Annotated in this window: 27 protein-coding genes; 21 read left to right on the top strand and 6 right to left on the bottom strand. The window is 58.1% G+C overall.

Going from position 1 to position 22,635, the window contains the following annotated elements; genetic code table 11:
- Positions 1-34 precede the first annotated feature (34 nt).
- Positions 35-826: a hypothetical protein gene (locus ACZRMH_RS15315; protein ID WP_464014103.1), complete on the top strand. Its 792-nt coding sequence runs from the start codon at positions 35-37 to the stop codon at positions 824-826.
- A gap of 33 nt (positions 827-859) precedes the next feature.
- On the opposite strand, the gene prmB is transcribed toward ACZRMH_RS15315, so the two are convergent.
- Positions 860-1,768 carry a 50S ribosomal protein L3 N(5)-glutamine methyltransferase gene (gene prmB, locus ACZRMH_RS15310; RefSeq protein WP_464014102.1) on the bottom strand — a complete coding sequence of 303 codons (909 nt, stop codon included), beginning with the start codon at positions 1,766-1,768 and terminating at the stop codon, positions 860-862.
- 273 nt (positions 1,769-2,041) lie between these two features.
- On the opposite strand from prmB, the gene ACZRMH_RS15305 reads away from it, so the two are divergent.
- From ACZRMH_RS15305 to ACZRMH_RS15270, 8 genes are all read left to right on the top strand, one after another.
- On the top strand, positions 2,042-2,632 hold the full coding sequence (locus ACZRMH_RS15305; RefSeq protein WP_464014101.1) for a cysteine hydrolase family protein: 591 nt from the start codon (positions 2,042-2,044) through the stop codon (positions 2,630-2,632).
- A gap of 144 nt (positions 2,633-2,776) precedes the next feature.
- Complete coding sequence (locus ACZRMH_RS15300) at positions 2,777-3,097, top strand: hypothetical protein (RefSeq protein ID WP_464014100.1); 321 nt, start codon at positions 2,777-2,779, stop codon at positions 3,095-3,097.
- Positions 3,098-3,160: 63 nt separating this feature from the next.
- Positions 3,161-3,718, top strand: a complete 558-nt coding sequence (locus ACZRMH_RS15295) for a Smr/MutS family protein (RefSeq protein WP_464014099.1) — start codon at positions 3,161-3,163, stop codon at positions 3,716-3,718.
- 217 nt (positions 3,719-3,935) lie between these two features.
- Positions 3,936-4,277 (top strand): type II toxin-antitoxin system RelE/ParE family toxin, encoded by a 342-nt coding sequence (locus ACZRMH_RS15290; RefSeq protein ID WP_464014098.1) that lies wholly within the window; start codon positions 3,936-3,938, stop codon positions 4,275-4,277.
- Positions 4,278-4,287: 10 nt separating this feature from the next.
- Entirely contained in the window at positions 4,288-4,590 is a 303-nt protein-coding gene (locus ACZRMH_RS15285) for a Fis family transcriptional regulator (protein WP_464014097.1), read from the top strand.
- A gap of 53 nt (positions 4,591-4,643) precedes the next feature.
- A complete protein-coding gene (locus ACZRMH_RS15280) occupies positions 4,644-4,880 on the top strand; it encodes a tyrosine-type recombinase/integrase (protein ID WP_464014096.1) in 237 nt (78 codons plus the stop codon).
- Between the two features lie 288 nt (positions 4,881-5,168).
- Positions 5,169-5,714 (top strand): GTP cyclohydrolase I FolE, encoded by a 546-nt coding sequence (gene folE, locus ACZRMH_RS15275; protein WP_240889104.1) that lies wholly within the window; start codon positions 5,169-5,171, stop codon positions 5,712-5,714.
- A gap of 100 nt (positions 5,715-5,814) precedes the next feature.
- On the top strand, positions 5,815-6,186 hold the full coding sequence (locus ACZRMH_RS15270; protein WP_464014095.1) for a glutathione S-transferase N-terminal domain-containing protein: 372 nt from the start codon (positions 5,815-5,817) through the stop codon (positions 6,184-6,186).
- Positions 6,187-6,249: 63 nt separating this feature from the next.
- Here ACZRMH_RS15270 and ACZRMH_RS15265 read toward each other — a convergent pair whose 3' ends face one another.
- Both ACZRMH_RS15265 and ACZRMH_RS15260 read right to left on the bottom strand, forming a co-directional pair.
- Entirely contained in the window at positions 6,250-6,852 is a 603-nt protein-coding gene (locus ACZRMH_RS15265; RefSeq protein ID WP_464014094.1) for a glutathione S-transferase family protein, read from the bottom strand.
- Between the two features lie 10 nt (positions 6,853-6,862).
- Entirely contained in the window at positions 6,863-8,029 is a 1,167-nt protein-coding gene (locus tag ACZRMH_RS15260) for an aminotransferase-like domain-containing protein (RefSeq protein ID WP_464014093.1), read from the bottom strand.
- A gap of 82 nt (positions 8,030-8,111) precedes the next feature.
- On the opposite strand from ACZRMH_RS15260, the gene ACZRMH_RS15255 reads away from it, so the two are divergent.
- The 3 genes from ACZRMH_RS15255 to ACZRMH_RS15245 all read left to right on the top strand — a co-directional run bounded on the left by ACZRMH_RS15255 (position 8,112) and on the right by ACZRMH_RS15245 (position 10,858).
- Positions 8,112-8,552, top strand: coding sequence for a MarR family winged helix-turn-helix transcriptional regulator (locus tag ACZRMH_RS15255; RefSeq protein ID WP_464014092.1), 441 nt, complete (start codon positions 8,112-8,114; stop codon positions 8,550-8,552).
- Positions 8,553-8,821: 269 nt separating this feature from the next.
- On the top strand, positions 8,822-10,171 hold the full coding sequence (locus ACZRMH_RS15250) for an NCS2 family permease (RefSeq protein WP_464014091.1): 1,350 nt from the start codon (positions 8,822-8,824) through the stop codon (positions 10,169-10,171).
- 60 nt (positions 10,172-10,231) lie between these two features.
- Complete coding sequence (locus ACZRMH_RS15245) at positions 10,232-10,858, top strand: LysE family translocator (RefSeq protein WP_464014090.1); 627 nt, start codon at positions 10,232-10,234, stop codon at positions 10,856-10,858.
- 251 nt (positions 10,859-11,109) lie between these two features.
- Here the strand turns inward: ACZRMH_RS15245 and uraH are convergent, their stop codons facing one another.
- Positions 11,110-11,463 (bottom strand): hydroxyisourate hydrolase, encoded by a 354-nt coding sequence (gene uraH / locus ACZRMH_RS15240; protein WP_464014089.1) that lies wholly within the window; start codon positions 11,461-11,463, stop codon positions 11,110-11,112.
- Between the two features lie 374 nt (positions 11,464-11,837).
- Between uraH and puuE the strand changes: the two genes are divergently transcribed.
- The 8 genes from puuE to ACZRMH_RS15200 all read left to right on the top strand — a co-directional run bounded on the left by puuE (position 11,838) and on the right by ACZRMH_RS15200 (position 19,732).
- Entirely contained in the window at positions 11,838-12,767 is a 930-nt protein-coding gene (gene puuE / locus ACZRMH_RS15235; RefSeq protein ID WP_464014088.1) for an allantoinase PuuE, read from the top strand.
- Complete coding sequence (uraD, locus tag ACZRMH_RS15230) at positions 12,764-13,279, top strand: 2-oxo-4-hydroxy-4-carboxy-5-ureidoimidazoline decarboxylase (RefSeq protein WP_464014087.1); 516 nt, start codon at positions 12,764-12,766, stop codon at positions 13,277-13,279. The genes puuE and uraD overlap by 4 nt, the downstream gene beginning before the upstream one ends.
- A 61-nt stretch (positions 13,280-13,340) precedes the next feature.
- Entirely contained in the window at positions 13,341-14,336 is a 996-nt protein-coding gene (alc, locus tag ACZRMH_RS15225; RefSeq protein WP_464014086.1) for an allantoicase, read from the top strand.
- 120 nt (positions 14,337-14,456) lie between these two features.
- Positions 14,457-14,960: an ureidoglycolate lyase gene (locus tag ACZRMH_RS15220; protein WP_048360818.1), complete on the top strand. Its 504-nt coding sequence runs from the start codon at positions 14,457-14,459 to the stop codon at positions 14,958-14,960.
- 48 nt (positions 14,961-15,008) lie between these two features.
- Positions 15,009-16,298: a urate hydroxylase PuuD gene (locus ACZRMH_RS15215; RefSeq protein WP_464014085.1), complete on the top strand. Its 1,290-nt coding sequence runs from the start codon at positions 15,009-15,011 to the stop codon at positions 16,296-16,298.
- Positions 16,299-16,382: 84 nt separating this feature from the next.
- The gene (locus ACZRMH_RS15210; protein ID WP_464014084.1) at positions 16,383-17,747 is read left to right on the top strand and encodes a nucleobase:cation symporter-2 family protein; all 1,365 of its coding nucleotides are present in this window, start codon (positions 16,383-16,385) and stop codon (positions 17,745-17,747) included.
- Between the two features lie 166 nt (positions 17,748-17,913).
- The gene (locus ACZRMH_RS15205) at positions 17,914-18,699 is read left to right on the top strand and encodes an outer membrane protein OmpK (protein ID WP_464014083.1); all 786 of its coding nucleotides are present in this window, start codon (positions 17,914-17,916) and stop codon (positions 18,697-18,699) included.
- A 247-nt stretch (positions 18,700-18,946) separates the two neighbouring features.
- Positions 18,947-19,732 (top strand): outer membrane protein OmpK, encoded by a 786-nt coding sequence (locus ACZRMH_RS15200; protein ID WP_464014082.1) that lies wholly within the window; start codon positions 18,947-18,949, stop codon positions 19,730-19,732.
- Between the two features lie 19 nt (positions 19,733-19,751).
- Here ACZRMH_RS15200 and ACZRMH_RS15195 read toward each other — a convergent pair whose 3' ends face one another.
- Positions 19,752-20,354, bottom strand: coding sequence for a TetR/AcrR family transcriptional regulator (locus ACZRMH_RS15195; protein ID WP_464014081.1), 603 nt, complete (start codon positions 20,352-20,354; stop codon positions 19,752-19,754).
- 127 nt (positions 20,355-20,481) lie between these two features.
- Here ACZRMH_RS15195 and ACZRMH_RS15190 point away from each other — a divergent pair, with 127 nt between their 5' ends.
- Entirely contained in the window at positions 20,482-21,684 is a 1,203-nt protein-coding gene (locus tag ACZRMH_RS15190) for an MFS transporter (protein WP_464014080.1), read from the top strand.
- Here the strand turns inward: ACZRMH_RS15190 and ACZRMH_RS15185 are convergent.
- A complete protein-coding gene (locus tag ACZRMH_RS15185; protein ID WP_464014079.1) occupies positions 21,681-22,622 on the bottom strand; it encodes a DUF808 domain-containing protein in 942 nt (313 codons plus the stop codon). The two genes, ACZRMH_RS15190 and ACZRMH_RS15185, sit on opposite strands and share 4 nt — an antisense overlap.
- Positions 22,623-22,635 lie beyond the last annotated feature (13 nt).

Genomic DNA, 22,635 nt, shown 5'->3' with positions numbered 1-22,635 from the left:
CTGACATTTCGGGCTAGCACAGGATCGAGCCGCTATGAGCGACACCCCATCACAACCCGCCGGGCCTGAGGCACCGGCAGTGCCCGAGGCGCCGCCACTGCCCTGGGCTGACGTGCAGCCCGAGCATTTGCGCATGCTGCGCCTCGCCCCCCTGCCTATTGACCGCAGCACCGGGGCGCGGCCCTTACGCTTTGTGCAGTACGGCCATGCCGCACGTCACAGCAAAGAGCTCAGCCTGCTACGTTTGGCCATTACCCTGCCGGGGCAGCGGGTCCGTAGCGAACAAAACCAGCTCGACGTATGGGTCGACCACACCACCCAGCGTGTACGCATCAGTCCTGAACGCGGCTTGCAAGTTGAGCCGCAGAACCGCGGGATTGGCCGTTTTCTGTTGGCTCAGGCCGTGCAGTGGGCGCAAAAAAGATGGTCGCACTACCGTGTTGAAGGCATGGATCTGCCTAGCAGGGATGCCCTGAATGAAGACAGCCGTCTGCGCCGCGATCATTTTTTGCGGGTTCAGGGTTTTGATGTGGTGTATGCCGACGCCCAGTTTCTCAAGGCGCGAGTCGAAGAAGTGCCAGTGGGCGAGCTGCTGGACAGCTGGAACGGCGAAAAGCTTCAGTTCCTGGATATCCTCGATGCTGCGCACATGCTCCAACAGGCCGAACAGAACCTGCAGGAACAGGATGTAAAACTGCGCGAGAAAGAAGAAAAACTCGGCAGATACCAGCGCGAAGAGATGGGCCTGCGCTTTACCATCACCTGCCTGGTGGCCTTTTCGGTGTTCCAGGCAGGCTTGTTGATCTGGATTGCGACGCACCGCTGAAACACGCCGCAATCCGTAACTACATGGACTCGATCAAACCCGCGAAGCAAACAACGCCTGATGCTCACGGCACTGCTCGGCAGTCAGCATGAACACGCCATGACCGCCGCGCTCGAATTCAAGCCAGGCGAAGTCCACTTCCGGGTACAGCGACTCAACGTGAACCTGGCTGTTGCCCACTTCCACAATCAGCAAGCCCTTCTCAGTCAGGTGATCCGCTGCCTCGGCCAGCATCCGGCGAACCAGATTCAAACCATCATCACCGCAAGCCAGGCCCAACTCCGGCTCATGCTGATACTCGGCCGGCATATCGGCAAAATCCTCAGCATCGACATAGGGCGGGTTGGACACGATCAAGTCGAAGCGCTGCCCCGGCAGACCATCAAAGCCATCGCCCTGCACCGTGTAAACACGTTCATCGACGCCGTGACGTTCAATATTCTGGTTGGCCACTTCAAGGGCTTCAAAGGACAGGTCAGCCAGCACCACTTCAGCGTTCTGGAACTCGTAGGCACAGGCAATGCCGATGCAACCCGAACCGGTGCACAGGTCGAGAATGCGCGCAGGCTCGGCAGCCAGCCACGGCTCGAAACGTTTTTCAATCAATTCGCCAATCGGCGAGCGCGGGATCAGCACGCGCTCATCGACGATAAACGACATGCCGCAGAACCAGGCCTCACCCAACAGATAGGCAGTTGGCACGCGCTCTTCGATGCGGCGCTTGAGCAGATGTTGCAGGTTAACCAGTTCATCGTCCTCAAGACGGCAATCGAGGTAACTGTCAGCGATTTCCCACGGCAGGTTCAGCGCACCCAACACCAGTTGACGGGCTTCGTCCCAGGCGTTGTCGGTGCCATGACCAAAGAACAGATCTTCCCCATGAAAGTGGCTAACGGCCCAGCGAATATGGTCGCGCAGAGTGCGCAGGCGGGAAGTGATCAATGGTCTTACTCCTCAAAATCGATTGGCGATTCTAACAGCCAAACCCCGACGCGCCAAAGTTGCGCCAGACGGTTACACGGGCCAGTGTTTTAAAAAGTAAGACCGTGCACAAAAAAAACCTGAAATCGCTCCACTTTGTACATTTTATGGTTGCAAAACATCTCCTTGACATCGCTACAGGCCAACAACCACAAGGCCTGCACGACTGGCCATTCACATAAACGCTCCGCCAGTGGAGAATGTCGCAAAAGCCCCATTCAAAGGAGCCCCCGAATGCCCGCTTTAAAGACGATGTTTCAACTCACTGGACGTGGTTACGCCGCGGCCAATCTGAGCAACGCCAGCCTGCTGATCATCGATGCGCAAAATGAATACCTGAGCGGCCCATTAGCCCTGTCCGGCATGGACGCGGCCACCGCCAACATCGCCCGCCTGCTTGAAGCTGCGCGCAGGGCCCGGCGCCCGGTGATCCATATCCGCCACCTGGGCACGGTTGGCGGCATGTTCGACCCCCAGGGCGAGCGCGGTGCTTTTATCAAGGGCCTTGAACCCCAGGGCGACGAACTGATCATCGAAAAACGCATGCCCAACGCCTTCAACGACACCGGCCTGCAAAAAGCCCTGGAAAACCTCGGCTCGCTGGATGTGATTGTCTGCGGCTTTATGAGCCACTCCAGCGTCAGCACCACCGTGCGCGCGGCCAAGGACTACGGCTTGCGCTGCACCCTGGTGGAAGACGCCTGCGCCACCCGCGACCTGCCGACTGCGGACGGCATCATCAGCGCAGAGCAAGTGCAAAAAGCCGAAATGGCCATCATGAACGACAACTTTGCCACCCTGACGCTGACCCAAAACCTGATTTGATCCGAGCGGGCCAGGACGGGCGGCCATTGCCACCGCCCATCCCAGACACCCTCTACCGGCACGCAATTGCCAATTTCACGACAGGCAGGAACAACCTGCCCAAGTACCTGTCGAAGGGCCGATACCCTTTAAGGAAAGATCGGAATGAAGATCTCCGATGGTTTTGATGCTCGACGCTTGCGCCCCAAGGCCCACCGTGACTGGGGCTCGCGCCTGGTACTGCTGTTTGCAGCGCTGCTAACCCTGAGTGGCGCCCTGTTGCTGCTGGCAGGCGCTGCCAGCCTGATTGGCCACCCCGACGCCCTGGGCGACCTCAACGCCAGCCCTGCAGGTGCCGTACTGGTACTGGTGTTCGGCTTGCTGGTGTGCTGGCTGGGCGCATGGATATGGCGCCGCCGACGGCGCCTGATGCGCCAACCATTCGGGCTTAATATGGCCCCGCACCTGATGAAAAAGCACGACTGACGCATATCCGCCGCCCGATCGTCGTCGACTTGGGTAAACTGGCCGCCCTTCGCGGAGGCTGACATGCAAGACGACGACTTTTCCCTGTTCAAAAACGAAATTCGCGGTGTCAAACCGATCAAGCATGATCGGGCCGACACCGGCAAACCCAAAGCTGACCGAGCACAGCTGGCCAAACTGCGCCAGAACGCCATTGTGCGCAGCAATACGACCATCATCGACGGCCTGTCAGACCAGTTTGTGATTGATGTCGGCCCTGAAGACCAGTTGAGCTGGGCCCGTGACGGCGTGCAGGAAAGCCAGATGCGCAAGCTCAAGCTGGGGCAGATCAGCTTCGAGGGCAGCCTGGACCTGCACGGTATGACCGTCGAAAAAGCCCGTGAGACCCTCTGGGAATTCCTCGGCGAAGCCACCCGGCTTGAAGTGCGCTGCGTGCGCGTCACCCACGGCAAGGCCGTGCGCCTGGACGGCAAGCGCCCGATGATCAAAAGTCACGTCAACACCTGGCTGCGCCAGCATTCCCAGGTGCTGGGCTTCTGCTCCTGCCAGGCCAAACATGGCGGCGCAGGTGCGGTGTATGTGATGCTCAAGCGCACCATGATGGAGGGGCGCGACGAGTAACAGCGTGTCATCACGCTTGCAGCGTCGTACGAAAAACTTGTACGAGCACATCCTGAAAGCACCAGTGCAAGCGCCGCAGCTACAGCAAACTGGGGTATCCGCGTGATCAGTTCTCTCCCTGAAAACGCCGACTGCACCCCGTACCTGCTCAAGCATCCAGTTGTCTGGACGCTCAGCAGATAGTTGCATGATGTACCTTTTTAGGTACACTACTGCTATGACTGATATCCCTCTCGTCCTCAACGTACGGTTCTTCTGTACAGACGCTGGCAATGAGCCGGTTCGTGAATGGCTGACCGATCTCCCAAGGGAGCATCGGCGCATGATCGGTACGGACATCAAAACCGTGCAGCTTGGCTGGCCAATCGGGATGCCGGTGGTTCGTAAGTTAGACACGGGGCTTTGGGAAGTCAGAATTGATCTGGATGACACCATCGCCCGCATTCTGTTTACGATCGTTGGCTCAGACATGATTTTGCTTCACGGCTTCATCAAGAAAAGCCAGAAAACACCAGCGTCTGACATGGCAACCGCCAAACAGCGTAAAGCTAGACTATGAGGTACTACACATGAACAAGCATATCGGTTCTGACTTCGACGACTTCCTCTCCGAGCAAGGCCTCGTAGAAGAGGTTTCCGCAGCCGCTCTTAAGCGCGTGATTGCCTGGCAGATCGCTGAAGCGATGAAGGCTCAGCACGTCACTAAGAAAGCCCTCGCTGATCGTATGCATACCAGTCGTACCGCTGTGGATCGCGCGCTTGATCAAAATGACGCTGGCATGACTCTCGCTACATTGGCCAGCGCAGCTCGCGCACTTGGTCAAAGGGTCGAGGTTCGCCTTGTTCCGGAGCGCGACGTGGCACACGTATAACCCACCGCCCGTTGCCTGCAAGCCCAAGGACTGGACTCATTGATCGCACCCCAGTGGATGTAATTGAACTGCCAGCCAGGGCCAAAAAGGCCGTTGATCCGTTTACGGTCGAAGAAGCAGACAGGATGATTGGCTATCTGTACTCACACTTGAGAAGCGCAACGCGAATCTACGCTGCGTATTTTGAGTTAGCTTTCTACACCGGCATGCGCCCGGGTGAGATTGCAGCGCTTCGCTGGGATGAAGTCGATGAAGAGAAGAAAGTCGCCAACGTATGCAGGCAAGCGTAACCGACAAACATTTCCAGGAAGCGCTATCAAAACTGAAGATCAGAGTGCGCCGACAATACAACTGCCGCCATTCCTACGCTACCATGTGCCTCATGGCAGGCATGAACCCTGCGTTTATCGCCAATCAGCTAGGTCACAGCGTACAGATGTTGCTTTCAACGTATGCTAAATGGCTAAATTCCAGCACAGACTGGAGCGAGCTCGGGAAACTCGAAAACAGCATGATTGGTACAAAATTGGTACGACCCGACGAGGTGCCACTCTGAAACCCGCATGGAATATAGTCCTGTGACACTGGAACAAAACTACACCGCGATCCTCGGTCAACTCGGCGAAGACGTTTCCCGTGAAGGCCTGCTGGATACGCCAAAGCGTGCAGCCAAAGCCATGCAGTACCTCTGCCGTGGCTATGAACAAACCCTGGAAGAAGTCACCAACGGTGCCTTGTTCAGCTCTGACAACAGCGAAATGGTGCTGGTCAAGGACATCGAGTTGTACTCGCTGTGCGAACACCACCTGCTGCCGTTTATCGGCAAGGCGCATGTCGCTTATATTCCGAGCGGCAAAGTGCTGGGCCTGTCGAAAGTGGCACGCATCGTCGACATGTATGCCCGACGCCTGCAGATCCAGGAAAACCTCAGCCGCCAGATTGCCGACGCGGTTATGGAAGTCACCGGCGCCCTGGGCGTTGCCGTGGTGATCGAAGCGAAGCACATGTGCATGATGATGCGCGGTGTCGAGAAGCAGAACTCGTCGATGATCACTTCGGTGATGCTGGGTGAGTTCCGCGAAAACGCCGCCACGCGCAGCGAGTTTCTCAGCCTGATCAAGTAAGTGCTGCACCGAAAAAACCGGCGTTTATCGCCGGTTTTTTTTCGCCTGCCGGTTTTCAGGTAAGCTGCGCACCTTCTAACTTGCCCATGAGGCTTTTACCGTGTTTATCAAAGCGCTTCGCGTAGGCCTGGGTCAGCTCATCATCGCTGGCGATTTCGTCACCCGTCCAAGCAAAAAGCAGCGCCCTGCCGCCGCTCAGGCGCAGGTCGATGAGGCTGCCAAGGGTTTGACCCTGTATCAGTTCCACGCCTGCCCGTTTTGTGTCAAAACTCGCCGCACCCTGCGCCGCCTGAACGTGCCGGTAGCCTTGCGTGACGCCAAGAACAATGAACAGGACCGTCAGACCCTGCTGGAGCAAGGTGGCAAGATCAAGGTGCCGTGCCTGCGTATTGAAGAAGATGGCAAGACCACCTGGATGTATGAGTCCAAGGTGATCATTGATTATCTGAACCAGCGGTTTGCGACTATCTAAGCAAGCAAAAACCCCTCACCACGCCTCTCCCTCCGGGAGAGGCGTGGTGAGGGCGCTTTTGGCTCAGCCCAGCATCCCGACATGCCGCGGATGGCTGGCCACCCGCGCAAGCCAGGCCTGAATACCCGGATAACCGCTCAGGTCAAAACCGCCCTGATCGGCCACATGGGTGTAGGCATACAGCGTCACATCAGCAATCGAGTACTGCTCACCCACCAGATATGGCGTGCGGTTGAGCTGCTGTTCCATCACGTCCAGGGCCTTGTAGCCACGCTTTTGCAGCTTGCGATACTCCTCAAGACGCTCAGGCGGCAGGCCCAGGTAAAACTGGATAAAGCGCGCCACCGCGATATAAGGCTCATGGCTGTACTGCTCGAAAAACTGCCATTGCAGCACTTGCGTGCGCAAACGCGGCTCGCCGGGCAAGAACTCGCTACCGTCGGCCAGGTAGTTGAGAATCGCATTGGACTCCCACAGGCAGGTACCGTCTTCAAGCTCCAGTACCGGCACTTTGCCGTTGGGGTTCTTCGCCAGGAATTCCGGGGTTTCGGTTTCACCCTTGAGAATGTCCACGGTAAACCACTGATACTCAAGACCGAGCAGATGCAGCATCAGCTTGATCTTGTAGCAGTTGCCCGAGTTGTAATCGCCATAAACCTTAAGCATCGCGCCTCCCTCAGGCCGCCTGGGCAGCCTGTGCCTGACGAATCACGTTAGCCAGACGCTTGAGACCTTCATGCAGGCGCGCAGGGTCGATATGGCTGAAGTTCAGCCGCAGGCTGCCCACGTTCTGATCCGGGTTGGCAAAGAACGGCTCGCCCGGCATAAAGGCCACGTTCTGCTCCAGCGCAGGCTTGAGCAGCGTGCGGGTATCAAACGGCTGCTTGAGGGTCAGCCAGAAGAACAGCCCGCCCTGTGGAACATGCCAGTCAGCCAGATCCGAAAAATGCTCTTCAAGGGCCAGCTGGAAACCGTCACGGCGCACACGGTAGAAATCACGCAGCTCGGCCAGGTGGTTGCTCATTTTCTCGGTGCCGATCCACTGCAAGGCTTGCCACTGGCCGACACGGTTGGTGTGCAGGTCGGCCGATTGCTTGAGGCGCAGCAGGTGCGGGAACAGGTCCGGGCTAGCAATCAGGAAGCCAACGCGCAGGCCCGGCAACAGGGTTTTGGAAACGGTGCCGGTGTAGATCCAGCTGGCTTTTTTCAGGCGGCTGACAATCGGCGTGGCACTGCCGCCGTCGAAATTCAGTTCGCGGTACGGTTCGTCTTCAATCAGGGTCACGCCGAACTCGTCCAGCAGGGCCGCTACGGCATCACGCTTGGTTTCGCTGTAACGCACGGCAGACGGGTTCTGGAATGTCGGGATCAGGTAGATGAATGCAGGCTTGTGGGCTTCGAGCTGCACACGCAACGCGGCCAGGTCCGGGCCATCGGCTTGCAGCGGGAAGGTCAGGCATTCGGCGCCGAACAGCTGGAAGATTTGCAGCGCGGCCAGGTAGGTTGGCGCTTCGAGCATGATTTCCGTGCCCTTGTCGATATACAGCTTGGCCGCCAGATCCAGGGCCTGCTGCGAACCGCTCAACACCATGACCTGACTTGCATCGCAGTCAACGCCCAGGGCGCGAGCCTCTGCGGCCAGGACTTCACGCAGTGCCGGCTCGCCTTCACTCATGCCGTATTGGCCCATCGAGGCCGGCATATCGGTCCAGTCGACCTTGGGCAGCATGGCCTCGGCCGGTAGCCCGCCAGCGAAAGACATGACTTCCGGACGTTGGGCCGCAGCCAGAATTTCACGAATCAAAGAGCTTTTCAGGCGGGAAACACGTTCGGAGAAGGCCATACAGATCACCGGTAGCGGAAGTAATTGGAAATAAGTCAAACTGGTTGACCGAAACTACGCCGCGAAGCCTAGATACGTCAATATGCTTGACCTTAAAAATCCGACCACTCAGCGCGCCGCCATGGAAGCCTTCTTCTTTGGCTATCAAGCATTTACCGCCAAGGCGGATGAAATGCTGGCTCGCCGTGGGCTGAGTCGGGTGCATCAGCGCATTGTTTTCTTTATCGCCCACCACCCTGGTGTCAGCGTCAAGGAACTGCTGACCTTGCTGGGCGTAAGCAAACAGGCTCTCAATACGCCATTACGCCAGTTGGTTGAGAGGGACCTGGTGCGCAGCGTCGCGCCAGAGACCGACAAGCGCAAACGCTTGCTGGAGCTGACCGCGGACGGTGTGACCTTCGAACAAAACCTGCGTCGCGAGCAGGTCAAGCTGCTGCAACGGGTGTTCGCCCAGGCAGGCGACGATGCGGTGAATGGGTGGCTGGCGATCAATCATGCGCTGGGGCAAAGCCGCCACGGCTGAGCTGTGGGAGCAGCGGTGCGACTTGCTCGCGATGAAATCACAGCAATTATCCTGACAAACCTCACTGCCCGAATCGCGAGCAAGCCCGCTCCCACACTATAGAACCAATGCAACCCTGCACTTCGTCCACAATTTGAAAAACATTATTTGCTTTATTTGTATACAAAAGCATAATTCATCTCGCCTGCGTTCTTGACCAAAAAGTCAGGAAACCTGTCACCTGCCTCACCCAGTGCCCTTAAAAACAATAAAAGCCTGAGGAAATCACCGTGGACAGCCAAAAGTCAGAAATACCCGCTCTCGACCTTTCACCCCCCGCCCCGCGTGGCTGGCTGGAGCGTCTGTTCAAACTGTCGCTGCATGGCACTACGGTCAAAACCGAATTGATCGCCGGCGTGACCACCTTTATCACCATGGCCTACATCATTTTCGTCAACCCCAACATCATGGCCGATGCCGGTATTAACCATGGCGCCGCCTTTGTCGCGACTTGCATTGCCGCCGCCCTGGGCAGCCTGTTGATGGGGCTATATGCCAACTGGCCAGTAGGCCTGGCACCCGGCATGGGCCTGAATGCGTTTTTTACCTACACCGTGGTCGGGACCATGGGCTACAGCTGGGAAACGGCACTGGGCGCGGTATTTGTCTCCGGTGTGCTGTTTCTGTTTCTGACCCTGTCACGGGTGCGCGAATGGTTGCTCAATAGCATCCCCGTCAGCCTGCGTTACGCAATGGGTGCAGGGGTAGGCCTGTTTCTGGGGCTTATCGGCCTGAAAACCTCGGGCATTATCGTTGACAGCCCGGCTACCCTGATCAAACTCGGATCGTTGCGCGACCCTGCCCCACTGCTGGCCGCCGTGTGCTTTTTGATGATTGCGATTCTTAGCTACCACCGCGTTTTCGGCGCAATCCTGATCAGCATCATCGCCGTTACCCTGGCTGGCTGGGGACTGGATCTGGTGCATTACAACGGCATCATGTCCGCACCGCCGAGCCTGGCCCCGACCTGGATGGCCATGGACCTCAAGGGTGTGTTCAATATCAGCATGATCAGCGTGGTATTGGCCTTTCTGTTTGTACACATGTTCGATACCGCCGGCACCTTGATGGGCGTGGCCCAGCGTGCCGGACTGGTCAAGGCTGACGGCAAGATCGAAAACCTGTCCCGGGCCCTCAAGGCGGACAGTGCCTCCAGCGTATTCGGCGCCGTGGTCGGCGTGCCACCGGTGACCAGCTACGTCGAAAGCGCCGCAGGCGTTGCCGCGGGCGGTCGTACCGGGCTTACCGCGGTCACCGTCGGGGTATTGTTTGTCGCTGCGATGTTCTTTGCCCCGCTGGCTGGCATGATCCCCGCTTATGCCACTGCCGGTGCGCTGATTTACGTCGCCATGCTGATGATGGGCGGCATGCAGCACATCAACTGGGACGAACCCACCGACTGCATCCCGGCCATTGTGACCGTGATCATGATGCCGCTGACCTTCTCGGTCGCCGACGGGATTGCCCTGGGCTTTATCACCTATGTCGCACTCAAGGCGGGCACCGGCAGATACCGGGAAATTTCCGTCAGCCTGTGGGTACTCTGCGCTATTTTCATCGCCAAGTTTATTTACCTGTAAACCGGGCGGTATCAATCGGCCCCGCAATGACGCGGGGCCTTTGTTGTTTGGGAGGAAGTGATGAGTCTGGAAACCTGGCTGCTGTTCAGCAGCGCGGCATTGGTGGTAATCCTGATTCCGGGACCACTGTCGTTATTGATGATCAGTAACAGTCTGAACTACGGCTTGCGCCGTTCGTATCCGGCCTTTCTGGGCGGCGTGTTTGCCTCGATCTGCCTGCTCAGTGCTTCAGCCCTGGGTTTGGGCGCCTTGCTGCTGGCCTCGGAAAAGCTTTTCAGTGCTCTCAAGATCGTGGGTGCGCTGTATCTGTTTTACCTGGCCTGGCAAAGCTGGAAACAATCGCGCCAGCCGGCCACGGTCACCAATGTGCCCGAGGCTGCACCAATACCGCGCTTTGGCGCCCTGTTTGGGCGCGCGTTTGTGCTGGGCGCCAGCAACCCGAAGGACATTTTGTTCTTTGCCGCCTTCCTCCCGCAGTTTCTTAACCCTGACTTGCCGTTCCTTAACCAGTTGCTGGTGATGATCGCCACCTGGACCGTGCTTGACCTGCTGTGCAAGCTGGCCTACGGCCTGGGCGCCCACGGTGCGGCGGGTTATCTGCGCAGCGGCAAGGGCCAGAGCTGGTTTAACCGGATCAGTGCCGGGTTGTTTGGGGTAGCGGGTACGGCGTCGTTGCTCAGCCGATAATCGGTGCCTTGTAGTCGCTGACGAGGAACGAAGGCTGCGATCGGCGGCGCAGCCGTCGTAAACTTGAATGCTCAATGTATCTGATACACCAGGTGTCTGACTTTACGACTGCTTCGCAATCGATCGCAGCCTCGCTTCGCTCCTCAGCGACTACAAGGCGTCAGTAACCGGTTGCTCGTCCCGATCCTGCAGGCAAAAAAAAGCCCGCAGTGTGAGCGGGCAAATAACCACATGCGCAGATCGTAAACCCGTTAGCTGCCGCGATAAGTCGAGTAGCTGTACGGCGAAATCAGTAGCGGTACATGGTAGTGATCCTGCTCGGCGTTGATGCCAAAACGCAGTACCACCACATCCAGAAAGGCCGGTTCCGGCAATTGCACACGCCGTGCACGGTAGTAATCACCGGCACTGAATTGCACCTGATATACCCCGGAACGGTAAGCATCTCCCTCCAGCAACGGCGCGTCACAACGGCCATCGCTATTGGTCCGCGCTGTAGCGACCAACTCCAGCTGCGAACCTTCAACCCGATACAACTCGACCTTGATCGAGCTGCCAGGGCAGCCGTGTGCGGCATCCAAAACGTGCGTAGTCAAACGTCCCATTGATTCTGCGACCTCCCGAGTCGGTGAATAAAACGGTTGCCGCCCCCTTTTGGCGCACCAAAAGACTCGGCGAAGACATGATTAAGACATTTATCAAAAAAATTGTACACAATTAAAAACGACAATCTGTGACCACCCTGAAGCGACGGGGCCTGCACGGTATTAATCGTCAAAGCCGCAGCCTTTACAGACCTTGTACCCATAAACTGACCAATCAGGCAGGTTTCTTGCAAGTACTATTAATGTACAAATCATGGTAGAAATAGGAAAAATCAGGGTTACAAATAAAATGTAAAGTTGTATACAATCAGCTCATCGCAGTGACGCCAGGTCTGGCCAATCGACTGTTACCACGAACAATAAGGAAGACTGCAGTGAGCGCTGACTACCCACGCGACCTGATTGGTTACGGCCCAAACCCTCCACATCCGCACTGGCCGGGCAACGCCCGTATCGCCCTGTCTTTTGTTCTCAACTACGAAGAAGGCGGCGAGCGCAATATCCTCCACGGTGACAAGGAATCTGAAGCCTTCCTTTCGGAAATGGTTTCGGCCCAGCCGTTGCAGGGCGAGCGCAACATGAGCATGGAGTCGCTGTACGAATACGGCAGCCGTGCAGGCGTGTGGCGCATTCTCAAACTGTTTCGCGAGTTCGATATCCCGCTCACGGTGTTTGCCGTAGCGATGGCGGCCCAACGCCACCCTGACGTCATCCGCGCCATGGTCGCAGCCGGGCATGAGATTTGCAGCCACGGCTATCGCTGGATCGACTACCAGTACATGGATGAAGCGCAAGAGCGTGAACACATGCTCGAAGCCATCCGCATCCTCACCGAAATCAGCGGCGAACGCCCGCTGGGCTGGTACACCGGCCGCACCGGTCCCAATACCCGGCGCCTGGTGATGGAAGAAGGCGGCTTTTTGTACGACTGCGACACCTATGACGACGACCTGCCCTACTGGGAACCCAACAACCCGACCGGCAAGCCGCATCTGGTGATCCCCTACACCCTGGACACCAATGACATGCGCTTCACCCAGGTGCAGGGTTTCAACACCGGCGAGCAGTTCTTCCAGTACCTCAAGGATGCTTTCGATGTGCTGTACGCCGAAGGCGCAGAGTCGCCGAAAATGCTTTCCATCGGCCTGCATTGCCGCCTCATTGGCCGCCCTGCGCGTCTCGCCGCCCTCAAGCGTTTCATCGAGTATGCCAAGGGTCACGAGCAGGTCTGGTTCACCCGTCGCGTGGACATCGCCCGCCACTGGCACGCCACCCACCCTTTTGTTGCCGAGACCGCCAAATGAGCGCCTTCAAGACCCTCAAGCCTTCACAACTGAGCCGTGAAGCCTTTGTCGCGGCCTTTGCCGATATCTACGAACACTCGCCCTGGGTTGCCGAAAAGGCTTACGACCTGGGCCTGGACAGCAGCGTCGATCAGATCGAAAGCCTGCACCAGCGCATGAGTGACATTTTGTTGAGCGCCGATCACGCCAGCCAGCTGGCACTGATCAATGCTCACCCGGACCTGGCCGGCAAAGCTGCCGTCCAGGGCCAGTTGACCGAAGCCAGCACCAATGAACAGGCTGGCGCCGGTATTCACCAATGCACGGCCGAAGAGTTCCAACGCTTCACCGAGCTGAACGACGCCTACAAAGCCAAGTTCAAGTTTCCCTTCATCATGGCGGTAAAAGGCAGCGACCGGCACCAGATCCTCGCCGCGTTCGAAACGCGCATCCACAACCCGGCAGACGTCGAGTTCAAATGCGCGTTGGCAGAAATCAACAAAATTGCCCTGTTCCGATTGCTCCAGCTCTAAGCCGATCCGGCACGTGCCGATGACGCATCTCCAGCCACTTAATTAAAGGCAGACAAGAAGAATGAAAGCTTACGCCGTACCTTTCGAGAAGTTCGTCAACCTGGCCGATGCCCGCCTGGGCACCAAAATCGTTTCGGTAACCGATGACTGGTTCGCCGACGCCAACCGCATGTTCCAGCCGACCCCGGCCGTATGGAAGGAGGGCGTTTTCGATGACAACGGCAAGTGGATGGACGGCTGGGAGTCCCGCCGCAAGCGCTTCGAAGGCTATGACAGTGCTGTCATCCGTCTTGGCGTGCCAGGCTCGATCAAGGGTGTGGACATCGACACTTCATTCTTCACCGGCAACTTCCCGCCGTCTGCCTCGCTGGAAGCCTGCTTCCTGGCTTCAGGCGAACCGAATGAAAACACCCAGTGGGTTGAAGTGCTCTCGGCCGTCGAGCTGCAAGGCAACAGCCATCACTACCACGAGATCAACAACGACCAAGCGTTCAGCCACCTGCGCTTCAACATCTTCCCGGATGGCGGCGTAGCGCGTCTGCGCGTTTACGGCGTGCCATTCCGTGACTGGTCGGCAGTCGGCGACAACGAACAGGTCGACCTGGCCGCAGCCCTCAACGGTGGCCGCGCCCTCGCCTGCTCCGACGAACACTTCGGGCGCATGAGCAACATCCTCAACCCGGGCCGTGGCATCAACATGGGCGACGGCTGGGAAACCGCGCGTCGCCGTACTCCTGGCAATGACTGGGTCATCGTCGCACTGGGCCACCCTGGCCTGATCGAAGAGATCACCATCGACACCCTGCACTTCAAGGGCAACTACCCGGACACCTGCTCGATTCAGGCCGCGTACGTCAAAGGCGGCACCGACAACCAGATCGAAACCCAGTCGCTGTTCTGGCGTGAATTGCTGCCGAGCCAAAAAATGGAAATGCACGCTGAGCACACCTACAGCGAGCAGCTCAAAGACCTCGGCCCGATCACCCATATCCGCCTGAACCTGTTCCCGGACGGTGGTGTAAGCCGCATCCGCGTATTGGGCAAAGTCGCGAAGTAAGGGTTGAACCCAATCGCGAGCAAGCCCGCTCCCACAGCGGTAAATTCATTTCAAATGTGGGAGCGGGCCTCGCGATAACAATAGAAACAACACCACAGAAACCCGAATAAGAAGACCACCATGCGCACATTGATGATTGAACCGCTGACCAAAGAAGCCTTCGCCCCGTTCGGTGATGTGATTGAAACCGATGGCAGCGACCACTTCATGATCAATAACGGTTCGACCATGCGCTTTCATCGTCTGGCCGAGGTCGAAACGGCTACGCCAGAAGACAAGGCGATCATCAGCATTTTCCGCGCCGAAGCGCAGGACATGCCGTTTACCGTCCGCATGCTGGAGCGCCATCCGTTGGGCAGCCAGGCTTTTATACCGCTGCTCGGCAACCCCTTTCTGATCGTGGTCGCGCCGGTTGGCGATGAACCTGTATCGGGCCTCGTCCGCGCCTTTGTCAGTAATGGCAGGCAGGGCATCAATTACCATCGCGGCGTTTGGCACCATCCGGTGCTGACGATCGAAAAGCGGGATGACTTCCTGGTGGTTGATCGCAGTGGCACAGGCAATAACTGCGATGAGCATTTCTTTAAAGAGGATGAGTTGTTGATCCTCGCCCCCCACCAATAAGAGAAGGTCCAACACTCATCAAAGAGTGACGGGCAAGAGGTAAAGACTGTGGAAGCACATCTAATGGAATGGCTGAATCTGAGCGTGCGCTGGATTCATATGATTACCGGTGTGGCCTGGATCGGCGCGTCGTTTTATTTCGTCTGGCTGGAAAACAACCTCAACCGTGCCAACCCCAAGGATGGCCTTGCCGGCGATCTATGGGCGATTCACGGCGGCGGTATTTACCACCTCGAAAAGTACAAGCTGGCTCCTCCCACCATGCCGGAAAACCTGCACTGGTTTAAATGGGAAGCCTATTTCACCTGGATGTCAGGCATCGCCCTGCTCTGTCTGGTGTTCTACTTCAACCCTGCGCTGTACCTGATTGCTCCCGGCAGCACCCTGAGCGGCCCGCAAGCGGTTGCCATCGGTATCGGTTCGCTGATTGCCGGCTGGTTCATTTACGACTTTCTGTGCGATTCCGCCCTGGGCAAACGCCCGGCGTTGCTCGGTTTCGTCCTGTTTGTGCTGCTGGTTGCGGCAGCGTTCGGCCTGAGCAAAGTGTTCAGCGGGCGCGGTGCCTACCTGCACGTAGGCGCCATTATCGGCACCATCATGGTCGGTAACGTGTTCCGCACCATCATGCCGGCCCAACGTGCCCTGGTAGCAGCCATCAAGGAAGGCCGCAGCCCCGACCCGGCACTGCCGGCCAAAGGCCTGCTGCGTTCGCGTCACAACAACTACTTCACCCTGCCGGTGCTGTTCATCATGATCAGCAACCACTTCCCGAGCACCTATGGCAGCCAGTACAACTGGTTGATCCTGGCCGGGATCGCAGTGTTGGCCGTGTTGGTACGTCACTACTTCAACACCCGCCACGACAGTCACAAATATGCCTGGACCTTGCCGGTTGCAGCACTGGGCATGATCTGCCTGGCTTACGTCACCGGTCCCAAGCCTGTTTCGACAGCGCCGCAAACCGCCAAGGTGATCAAGTATCAGCCGCTGCCTGAAACCGCTCTGGGTGGTGTCAAGGCTGCAGATGCTCCTGCCCCGGTAACCGCACCCGCTGCCCCTGCAGCCCCTGTGGCCACTATCGATTTCGAGAAGGTCCACTCGGTGATCCAGGAGCGCTGCACGGTCTGTCATTCCGCCACCCCTACCAGCCCGCTGTTCAGTGCGGCCCCGGCAGGCGTGATGTTCGACACCGCGCAGCAGATCAAACTGATGGCTCCACGTATTCAGGCCCAGGCCGTCGCCACCCCGATCATGCCACTGGGCAACATCACCCAGATGACCCAGCAGGAACGTGATCTGATCGGCGCCTGGATCAGTGCAGGAGCTCAAACCAACTAACGCACAGACCTTGTGGTCGCAGCCCGGCTGCGGCCACAAACACACACCACTAGCTCACAACAATAAGAATGACCGAGGTGTTGCATGTCCGATTTAACCGAAGCGCGCAGACCCGCCGTAACGGCCCCGCCGCCGCTGGCGCGGCTACCCATGCTGCAACTGATCCTGGTCGGTTTGCAGCATGTGCTGCTGATGTACGGCGGCGCTGTGGCCGTGCCATTGATCATTGGTCAGGCCGCCGGTTTGAGTCGTGAGGAAATCGCCTTTTTGATCAACGCCGACCTGCTGGTGGCGGGGGTTGCAACCATCGTGCAGTCGATGGGCATAGGCCCCATGGGCATTCGCATGCCGGTGATGATGGGCGCCAGTTTTGCTGCGGTTGGCAGCATGGTGGCAATGGCCGGAATGCCGGGTATCGGTTTGACCGGGATCTTCGGTGCGACCATCGCCGCGGGTTTTTTCGGGATGATCATTGCGCCCTTTATGTCCAAGGTGGTGCGCTTCTTTCCACCTTTGGTCACCGGTACGGTGATCACTTCTATTGGCCTGTCGCTGTTCCCTGTTGCGGTCAACTGGGCCGGTGGCGGCAGCGCTGCGGCGCAGTTTGGCTCGCCGGTGTACCTGGCCATCGCGGCCCTGGTACTGGGCACCATCCTGTTGATCAATCGCTTTATGCGCGGCTTCTGGGTCAATGTCTCGGTATTGATCGGCATGGCCCTGGGCTATGTACTGTCAGGCGCCATCGGCATGGTCGACCTTTCCGGCCTGGACAGTACGCCCTGGTTCCAGGTCGTCACCCCGCTGCACTTCGGCATGCCGGAGTTTCATTTGGCACCGATCCTTTCCATGTGCCTGGTGGTGGTGATTATTTTTGTCGAGTCCACCGGGATGTTCCTGGCACTGGGCAAAATCACCGACCAGGAAGTCACCCCGCGCATGCTGCGTCGCGGCTTGCTGTGTGATGCAGGCGCTTCGTTTATCGCCGGTTTTTTCAACACCTTCACCCATTCCTCTTTCGCCCAGAATATTGGCCTGGTGCAGATGACCGGTGTGCGTTGCCGCTCGGTGACGATCATGGCCGGGATATTTCTGATTACCCTGAGCCTGCTGCCCAAGGCAGCGTATCTGGTGGCTTCGATTCCGCCTGCGGTATTGGGCGGTGCAGCCATTGCCATGTTCGGCATGGTCGCGGCAACAGGAATCAAGATCCTGCAGGAAGCCGACATTGCCGACCGCCGCAATCAGTTGCTGGTGGCGGTGAGTATCGGTATGGGTCTGATCCCGGTGGTGCGTCCTGAGTTCTTTGCCCACCTGCCACTGTGGATGGACCCCATCACCCACAGCGGCATCGCCATGGCCGCCGTCAGCGCGGTCTGCCTGAACCTGATGTTCAATGTGCTGGGCGGTTCCGAACGCGCAGCCATGAGCGGGCATGTGCATCAGCATTAAGCGAGTGGATTGACTTGCCCCTGTGGGAGCGGGCTTGCTCGCGATAGCATCACTGCGGTCGTTAAGGTACACCGCGTCGTTTGCATCGCGAGCAACCCCGCTCCCACAAGGGGGGCTTGCACCTCTCCTACATCCGACACAACAAAAATAAAAAAGGGAGTTACCCATGAACTGCAAACACTGGGGCGTCACGCTCGCAGGTGGACTTTTGGCTGCCAGCCAGACAATGGCCGGCGATCTGTTTTTGTGGCAAACCAACAGCCTTACCTACCTGTACGGCAAGAATTTCGCGATCAACCCGTCGATCCAGCAAACCGTCACTTTCGAGCATGCCGACAAATGGAAATACGGCGACAACTTCCTGTTTGTCGACCGTATTTTCTACAATGGCAAGGCTGACCCCAACAAGGGCCCGAACACTTACTACGGTGAGTTCAGCCCACGCCTGTCGTTCGGCAAGATCTTCGACCAAAAGCTTGAATACGGCCCGATCAAGGACGTGTTGCTGGCCATGACCTATGAGTACGGCGAAGGTGACAGCGAGGCCTACCTGATCGGCCCGGGCTTTGATCTGGCGGTGCCGGGGTTCAACTACTTCACCCTGAACTTCTATCGTCGCCATACCGAAGGCCCGCGTCCTGGCACCGGTGTCTGGCAGATCACCCCGTCGTTTTCCTACACCATTCCCATGGGTCGCTCCAACGTGCTGATCGACGGGTATATGGACTGGGTAGTCGACAACGACCAGAACTCCCGCGGCACGTACCACGCCAACCTGCACTTCAACCCGCAGATCAAATATGACCTGGGCAAGGCCCTGAACCTGGGTGAGAAGCAGCTGTATGTGGGGATTGAATACAGCTACTGGAAGGACAAGTACGGTATCGACAGCAGCAGCCGCCTGGACACTAACCAGAACACTGCCAGCGCCCTGATCAAAGTTCACTTCTAAGTCTAAGGCTGTGCACGCTCTGTTATTGCCCACCGAGGGCTTTAACAGAGCGCTTGAGTGCAGACGCCAGAGCCAGTATTCTCCGCGGCCGCTCAACTGCGAGCACTGTTGAAAGCTGACTTTAAAGCCAAGTTTATATCGATAAATCAAAGGTTTGCGGTCTGTTTTAAACAATGAACCAAGGCGCCGGCACAGAGCGCCACGTTCTCACTACTGCACAATTTTTTACTTTTTTGGAGCTAACCGAATGAAGCGCACACTTACCGGCCTGATGCTTGCGGGAAGCATGCTGGGCGGGGCTCCGGCAGTCGCCGGCGACCTGCTGCAATGGCAAACCAACAGCCTGACTTACTTGTACGGCAAAGACTTCCAGGTCAATCCAAAAATTCAGCAAACCCTGACGTTCGAGCATGCTGACAGCTGGAAGTACGGCGACAACTTCTTCTTCCTCGACCGTATCTTTTACAACGGTAAAAAAGACGGCAACGTAGGCCCGAACACTTATTACGGTGAATTCACTCCACGTTTGTCGATGGGCAAGATCTTCGACCAGAAGTTTGAATTCGGCCCGATCAAAGACGTGCTGCTGGCCATGACTTACGAGTTTGGCGAAGGCGACACTGAGGCCTACCTGATCGGCCCGGGTTTTGACCTGAACGTGCCGGGCTTCGACTACTTCCAGTTGAACTTCTACCAGCGTTTCCCGGAAGGCAGCCGCGCCGGCAAAGGCGTGTGGCAGATCACCCCGGTGTGGGCCTACACCCTGCCCCTGGGCAATTCCGATGTGCTGATCGACGGCTACATGGACTGGGTGGTCGACAACGACCAGAACTCGCGCGGTACCTACCACGCCAACCTGCACTTCAACCCGCAGGTCAAATATGACCTGGGCAAGGCCTTGAGCTGGAGCGCCAAGCAACTGTATGTCGGTGTTGAATACGACTACTGGAAGAACAAATACGGCATCGAAGACAGCGGCTCGTTCAAAACCAATCAGAACACCACCAGCCTGCTGGTCAAGTACCACTTCTGATGCACCCGCCTCAGCCGCGCTATTGCGCCTGAGGCACCTGCAGCAAACCGCGCAGCATCAGGTCCAGGCTGTCCAGTGCAGCCGCCAGACGCTGCGGCGGGTTGTCGGCCTCGGCAATCCACAACGACGCATCCATCAAACCGCCCTGAATCAGACGCGCCAGCGCTTCGGGGTGGGTGTGTTGTATCACTTGCGTGTCCATCAAGTTCCGCAGCATCGACGCCATCGACAGGCAGCACACCGACTGGGTGTTCTGCACATATTGCGAACCCAGCACCGAAGGCGCGTCGCGCAACAGAATGCGCTGCACTTCGACTTGCAGGGCCATCTCCAGATACAACCGGCACTGATCCTGAAACCCTTGCCACAGGCTGGCAGCCTGTTCGAGCACCTGGGCCAGTTGTGCGTCCAGTTCGGCATCGATCTGCTGGGCGACAGCTTTGAACAGCCCCTTCTTGTCACCAAAATGGTGATACAGCGCGCCACGGGTCAAACCTACCGAGGCCGTCAGCTCGTCCATCGAGGTCTGGGCATAGCCCACTGAACTGAATGCCAGACGCGCCGCCTCAAGCAGCTTGCCACGGGTTTCTTCGATCATCTGCGACCGCGCTTTGGGCGCCATGCCAGCCTCCTTTTTTTGAGATACGCGACGTATGTTAATTGACATACACCGTGTATGCGTATATTTCTACATACGCCGCGTATGTAATACCGCGCTCCCACCACTCCAACATATTTCCGGAGCTTGTATGGCCAACCCTTATCGCGAGATTTTCAGCGCCCCCGGCACCAAGGCTTTCAGCGGTGCGGGCCTGATCGCACGGATGCCGATTTCCATGGTCGGCATCGGCATCATCACCATGCTGGCGCAATTGCATGGTTCCTATTGGCTGGCCGGTGCCGTGGCGGCCACCTTTGCCCTGGCCATGGCCCTGCTGGCGCCGCAAATCTCGCGCTGGGTCGATCGCTACGGTCAGCGCCGCGTACTGCCCGGCGTCACGGCCATTGGCGTCAGCGCACTGCTGGCCTTGCTACTGTGCAGCCACTATGGCGCGCCGGACTGGACCCTGTTTGTTTTCGCCGCACTGTCGGGCTGCATTCCGAGCATGCCGGCCATGGTGCGGGCACGCTGGACCGAGCTGTATCGCGGCTCGCCCAAACTGCACACCGCGTTTTCGTTCGAGTCAGTGCTCGATGAGGTGAGTTTTATTGTCGGCCCGCCAATTTCCGTGGGTTTGAGTGTGGCGCTGTTTCCCCAGGCCGGGCCATTGGTGGCCGCCATCCTGCTGGCTATCGGCGTCACCGCGTTTGTACTGCAACGCAAAACCGAACCACCGGTACACCCGCGCAACAGCGAACACGGCGGCAGTGTTCTACGTCAGGGCGCGGTGGTGATTTTGCTGCTGTCCCTGTTGGGACTGGGCACCATTGTCGGCACTGTGGATGTGGTCAGCGTCGCCTTTGCCCAGCATCAGGGCCAGCCTGCTGCTGCGAGCATCGTGCTGTCTATGTATGCCTTGGGGTCATGCGTCGCCGGGCTGGTGTTCGGCACGCTCAAGCTGAATATGCCGCTGCCCAGGCTGTTTTTGCTCGGTGCCCTGGCCACTGCAATCACCATGGTGCCGCTGATGTGGGCCGACAGTATTGCCACCCTGGCGGTCGGAATGCTGGTCGCCGGACTGTTTTTCGCCCCTACCCTGATTACTGCGATGGGCCTGGTGGAAAACATCGTGCCGCCAGCCAAGCTGACCGAAGGCCTGACCTGGATGATCACTGGCCTGGGCATGGGCGTTGCACTCGGCGCCGTTCTTGGTGGCTGGGTGATCGACGCCTATGGCGCCCGCACCGGCTTTACCGTGTCGCTGGCCGCCGGCGGGGTGATGCTGCTGTTCGCCGTGCTGGGCTATCGCCTGCTGCAAGACAGCACTACACCCCGGGCCATTGCGGCCTAGCCTTTAACCGCCCGCCAGAGTTTGCTCACGCCTGCTACCACGGCCAACACCACAGCGCCGGCAATAATGCCGGCCACGGCGTTGAGCAGGGTCGGCACGATGGCCGAAACCACGCCCAGCCATTGCGCGCTGCTTTGCGCCACGCCTTCGACCCAGTGATGCAGCGCCGGTACGCCGTGGGTCAGAATACCGCCACCGACCATAAACATTGCTGCCGTGCCAATCACTGACAAGCTTTTCATCATATACGGAGCGGTGTTCAATATACCCCGGCCAAAACTGCGCTGAAAACGCGGCCACAGACCCTCCCCGGTTTTCTGGCTCAGGTACAGGCCAGCATCGTCGAGTTTGACGATACCGCCCACCAGGCCATAAACGCCGATGGTCATGACAATCGCGATCCCCGACAACACCGCCACTTGCTGCATCAGCGGTGACTCGGAGACGATCCCCAGGGTGATGGCAATGATTTCGGCGGACAGAATAAAGTCCGTGCGCACAGCGCCCTTGATCTTGTCTTTTTCAAAGGCCGCCAGATCGACGTCTGCGCCAGCCAGCGAGTCTTCCAGCGCCTGACGCTCACCCTGGGCATCAGCCTTGCTGTGCATAAAGCTGTGGGCGACCTTTTCGAAACCCTCAAAACACAAATAAGCGCCCCCCACCATCAACAGCGGGGTGACTGCCCACGGCGCAAATGCGCTGATGGCCAGGGCAGCAGGCACCAGGATCAGCTTGTTGCGAAACGAGCCCTTGGCCACTGCCCACACCACCGGCAACTCGCGGTCTGCGCGTACGCCCGAGACTTGCTGGGCGTTCAATGCCAGGTCATCACCAAGCACCCCGGCGGTCTTTTTGGCGGCCACTTTGGTCATCAGCGAGACGTCATCAAGCACGGCGGCGATATCATCGAGCAACATCAGCAAGCTACTGCCAGCCATAGAAAAACGTCCT

It is taken from the genome of Pseudomonas sp. B414 (genome assembly GCF_055408445.1).
The sequence above is the reverse complement of the archived record's forward strand: the minus strand, read 5'-3'. Positions and strand labels throughout refer to the sequence as shown.

Bases quoted from the DNA above. Each gene is read 5' to 3' on its own strand.
- ACZRMH_RS15285 (WP_464014097.1), top strand. From the start codon at position 4,288: ATGAACAAGCATATCGGTTCTGACTTCGACGACTTCCTCTCCGAGCAA.
- ACZRMH_RS15245 (WP_464014090.1), top strand. From the start codon at position 10,232: ATGAGTCTGGAAACCTGGCTGCTGTTCAGCAGCGCGGCATTGGTGGTA.
- ACZRMH_RS15185 (WP_464014079.1), bottom strand. From the start codon at position 22,622: ATGGCTGGCAGTAGCTTGCTGATGTTGCTCGATGATATCGCCGCCGTG.
- ACZRMH_RS15300 (WP_464014100.1), top strand. From the start codon at position 2,777: ATGAAGATCTCCGATGGTTTTGATGCTCGACGCTTGCGCCCCAAGGCC.
- ACZRMH_RS15205 (WP_464014083.1), top strand. From the start codon at position 17,914: ATGAACTGCAAACACTGGGGCGTCACGCTCGCAGGTGGACTTTTGGCT.
- ACZRMH_RS15260 (WP_464014093.1), bottom strand. From the start codon at position 8,029: ATGGCCTTCTCCGAACGTGTTTCCCGCCTGAAAAGCTCTTTGATTCGT.
- ACZRMH_RS15210 (WP_464014084.1), top strand. From the start codon at position 16,383: ATGTCCGATTTAACCGAAGCGCGCAGACCCGCCGTAACGGCCCCGCCG.
- uraH (WP_464014089.1), bottom strand. From the start codon at position 11,463: ATGGGACGTTTGACTACGCACGTTTTGGATGCCGCACACGGCTGCCCT.
- ACZRMH_RS15255 (WP_464014092.1), top strand. From the start codon at position 8,112: ATGCTTGACCTTAAAAATCCGACCACTCAGCGCGCCGCCATGGAAGCC.
- ACZRMH_RS15305 (WP_464014101.1), top strand. From the start codon at position 2,042: ATGCCCGCTTTAAAGACGATGTTTCAACTCACTGGACGTGGTTACGCC.
- ACZRMH_RS15315 (WP_464014103.1), top strand. From the start codon at position 35: ATGAGCGACACCCCATCACAACCCGCCGGGCCTGAGGCACCGGCAGTG.
- ACZRMH_RS15295 (WP_464014099.1), top strand. From the start codon at position 3,161: ATGCAAGACGACGACTTTTCCCTGTTCAAAAACGAAATTCGCGGTGTC.
- ACZRMH_RS15190 (WP_464014080.1), top strand. From the start codon at position 20,482: ATGGCCAACCCTTATCGCGAGATTTTCAGCGCCCCCGGCACCAAGGCT.
- ACZRMH_RS15195 (WP_464014081.1), bottom strand. From the start codon at position 20,354: ATGGCGCCCAAAGCGCGGTCGCAGATGATCGAAGAAACCCGTGGCAAG.
- ACZRMH_RS15220 (WP_048360818.1), top strand. From the start codon at position 14,457: ATGCGCACATTGATGATTGAACCGCTGACCAAAGAAGCCTTCGCCCCG.
- ACZRMH_RS15290 (WP_464014098.1), top strand. From the start codon at position 3,936: ATGACTGATATCCCTCTCGTCCTCAACGTACGGTTCTTCTGTACAGAC.
- ACZRMH_RS15265 (WP_464014094.1), bottom strand. From the start codon at position 6,852: ATGCTTAAGGTTTATGGCGATTACAACTCGGGCAACTGCTACAAGATC.
- ACZRMH_RS15200 (WP_464014082.1), top strand. From the start codon at position 18,947: ATGAAGCGCACACTTACCGGCCTGATGCTTGCGGGAAGCATGCTGGGC.
- alc (WP_464014086.1), top strand. From the start codon at position 13,341: ATGAAAGCTTACGCCGTACCTTTCGAGAAGTTCGTCAACCTGGCCGAT.
- uraD (WP_464014087.1), top strand. From the start codon at position 12,764: ATGAGCGCCTTCAAGACCCTCAAGCCTTCACAACTGAGCCGTGAAGCC.